At 70.0% G+C, this 3,037-nt stretch carries 3 protein-coding genes; all 3 read left to right on the forward strand.

Annotation, left to right across the window (positions count from 1 at the left end):
* On the forward strand, window positions 1-314 hold a 314-nt coding region (locus AP428_RS34170), incomplete at its 5' end, for a LysR substrate-binding domain-containing protein (protein WP_231691732.1).
* Between the two features lie 181 nt (window positions 315-495).
* Complete coding sequence (locus AP428_RS34175; protein WP_011545671.1) at window positions 496-1,713, forward strand: MFS transporter; 1,218 nt, start codon at window positions 496-498, stop codon at window positions 1,711-1,713.
* A gap of 78 nt (window positions 1,714-1,791) precedes the next feature.
* Complete coding sequence (locus AP428_RS34180) at window positions 1,792-2,904, forward strand: alkene reductase (protein WP_011545672.1); 1,113 nt, start codon at window positions 1,792-1,794, stop codon at window positions 2,902-2,904.
* Window positions 2,905-3,037 lie beyond the last annotated feature (133 nt).

The raw sequence follows: 3,037 nt of genomic DNA on the forward strand, positions 1-3,037 counted from the left end.
CGTGGGATTACGTGGTCGACGGCGAGCCGCGCATCGTGCAGATGTGCGGCACGGTGGCCGTCAACGACGCGGACAACTACATCGAGTGCGGCGTCGCCGGCATCGGCCTGATCAAGACGTCGCTGTACCTCGTCGAGCCTTACCTGAAATCGGGCCGGCTGCGCGAGGTGCTGACCGATTTCAACGCGCCGGCCCGGCCGATCTCGGTGCTGTATCCGCCCAATCGCCACATCCCGGTCAAGCTGAAGGTGTTCGTCGACTGGCTCGCGGGCCTGTTCGAGCAGATTCCGACGCTGCAGGGCAAACGCGGCTGAACCCGCGCGGCGCGGCACCTTTGCGTGCCGCGCAACGCTCGATTGCGCGGCGTCCCGATTCCGGCCTGAGCGATTGATCACTAGTATCGACGGCAATGCGGTGCACCGTATCGCGGCCAGGCGAGCTCCATGCCGGCGCGACGCTCCGGTGCCCGGCCTTTCCCTTTTCCAGGAGTCGACCATGTCAACGGATTCAACACCGCTCGCGCCGCCCGCGCACGGCGTCAAGCTCACGCAGGGGCTGATCCTGCTGTTCGCGTTCAGTTGCGGCGCGATCGTCGCGAACCTGTACTACGCGCAGCCGATCACCGAGCTCATCGCGCCGGGCCTGCACATGTCCGGCAACACGGCGAGCCTGATCGTGTCGCTGACGCAGATCGGCTACGCGCTCGGGCTGTTCTTCATCGTGCCGCTCGGCGACCTGCTCGAAAACCGCAAGCTGATGATCGTGACGGCCGTCGTGTCGATCGCGAGCCTCGCGGCGGCGGCGCTCGTGCGCACGCCCGGGCTCTTTCTCGCGATTTCGCTGCTGATCGGGTTCAGCTCGGTGGCCGTGCAGATCCTCGTGCCGCTCGCCGCACATCTCGCGCCCGACCATTCGCGCGGCCGCGTCGTCGGCACGATCATGAGCGGGCTGCTGCTCGGCATCCTGCTCGCGCGGCCGCTGTCGAGCGTCGTGGCCGACGCGTTCGGCTGGCGCTTCGTGTTCGCGGCGGCGGCCGTGCTGATGACGCTCGTCACGGCCGTGCTCGCGCTGACGATTCCGTCGCGCCAGCCCGATCATCGCGCGACCTATTTCGAACTGATCGGCTCGCTGCTGCACCTCGTCCGCACGATGCCGGTATTGCGCCACCGCGCGTTCTACCAGGGCCTGATGTTCGCGTCGTTCAGCCTGTTCTGGACCGCCGTGCCCGTCGAGCTGACGCGTCACTACGGGTTGTCGCAATCGGCGATCGGCCTGTTCGCGCTGGTCGGCGCGATCGGCGCGACCTCGGCGCCGGTGGCCGGGCGCCTGGCGGATGCCGGCCATACGGTGCGCGCGACGCTGATCGCGCTCGTCGCCGGCGCGCTCGCGTATGCGGTCGGGTTCGTGCACGGCACCGGCCTGTACGGGCTCGTCGTCACCGGCATCGTGCTCGACTTCGCGGTGCAGATGAACATGGTGCTCGGCCAGCGCGAGATCTATGCGCTGCACGCGGCGAGCCGCAACCGGCTGAATGCGCTGTACATGACGAGCATCTTCGTCGGCGGCGCCGTCGGCTCCGCGCTCGCGAGCCCGTTGTACGAGCACGGCGGCTGGCCGCTCGTCGCCGCGGTGGCCGGCGCGTTCCCGATCGTCGCGCTCGCGCACTACCTGCTCGTCGGGCGGCCGCACGCGCAACGCCACGCCGCGGGTTGACCCGCCGTCGCACGCCGAACCGATCCGTTCGCGGGGCGCGCCGCCGCCCCGCCCTCCGTCGAACCACAGGAGTCCATCATGTCTTCCCTGCTCAGTGCTTACGATCTGCGCGGCCTCGCGCTGCCGAACCGCGTCGTGATGGGGCCGATGACGCGCTCGCGCGCGCCGTCGCGCGGGCTGCCCACCGAACTGATGGCCGAGTACTACGCGCAGCGCGCGTCGGCCGGCCTGATCGTGACCGAAGCCACCAACGTCAGCCGGGCGTCCGCCGCATTCGAGCTGACGCCGGGCCTCGTCGACGATGCGCAGGCCGCCGCCTGGAAAATCGTCACCGATGTCGTCCATGCGAACGGCGGGCGCATCTTCGCGCAGCTGTGGCATGGCGGGCGCGTCAGCTCGCTGACGCTGCTCGGCGGCGCCGCGCCGCTGTCGCCGTCCGGCGTGAACGACGACCTCGAACAGTTGCAGGTCTGGGCGCAGCTGCAGAACGGCTACTACACGAAGATTCATGCGACGCCGTCGCGCGCGATGACGACCGATGAAGTCGTCGCGACCGTCGACGAATTCCGGCAGGCCGCGGCACGCGCGATGGCCGCGGGCTTCGACGGCGTCGAGATTCATGCGGCCAACGGCTACCTGCCGCACCAGTTCCTGTCGTCGACGCTGAACCGCCGCGACGATCGCTACGGCGGATCGGTCGCGAACCGCGCGCGCTTTCTGGAAGAAATCGTCGACGCGGTCGGCGGCGTGATGCCGCTGAGCCGCGTCGGCGTGCGCATCTCGCCGTATGCGAAATACAACAACGTGCGCGACGCCGATCCGGACGCGACGCTCGCGTACGTCGGGCGGATGCTCAACGCGGCGGGCGTCGCCTATCTGCACGCGGCCGACACCAACGGCTGGAGCGGCGAACCCGATCTGCCGCGCATCGTCGAGCACGCGCGCCGGTCGTTCCACGGCACGCTGATCGTCAACGGCGGCATTTCACCGGAGGCGGCGAGCGCGCTGATCGACGCGGGCGACGCCGATCTCGTCGCGTTTGCCCGCGCGTATATCGCGAACCCGGATCTGGTCGAGCGCATCGCGGCCCGCGCACCGCTCGCGCAGCCGAAGTCCATCGGCTGGTACGGCGGCGAGCGCGCCGGCTACGTCGACTACGCGCGGCACGACGCGGCGCAATCGCCCGCCTGACCCGCGCACGCCGGGCGCGGCGGCGCGCCGCGGCCGGCCGTGCGGCCGGCTGCCGCACGCCGGGCCGGCGCCGTCACGTATCGTTCCACCGCGCGCCCAGCACGCGGCCGCAGAAATTCGGCCGATGAAAGTC

The organism is Burkholderia sp. E168m22 (genome assembly GCF_001319805.1).
GTDB classification, from domain to species: Bacteria; Pseudomonadota; Gammaproteobacteria; order Burkholderiales; family Burkholderiaceae; genus Burkholderia; species Burkholderia orbicola.

Bases quoted from the DNA above. Each gene is read 5' to 3' on its own strand.
- AP428_RS34175 (WP_011545671.1), top strand. From the start codon at position 496: ATGTCAACGGATTCAACACCGCTCGCGCCGCCCGCGCACGGCGTCAAG.
- AP428_RS34180 (WP_011545672.1), top strand. From the start codon at position 1,792: ATGTCTTCCCTGCTCAGTGCTTACGATCTGCGCGGCCTCGCGCTGCCG.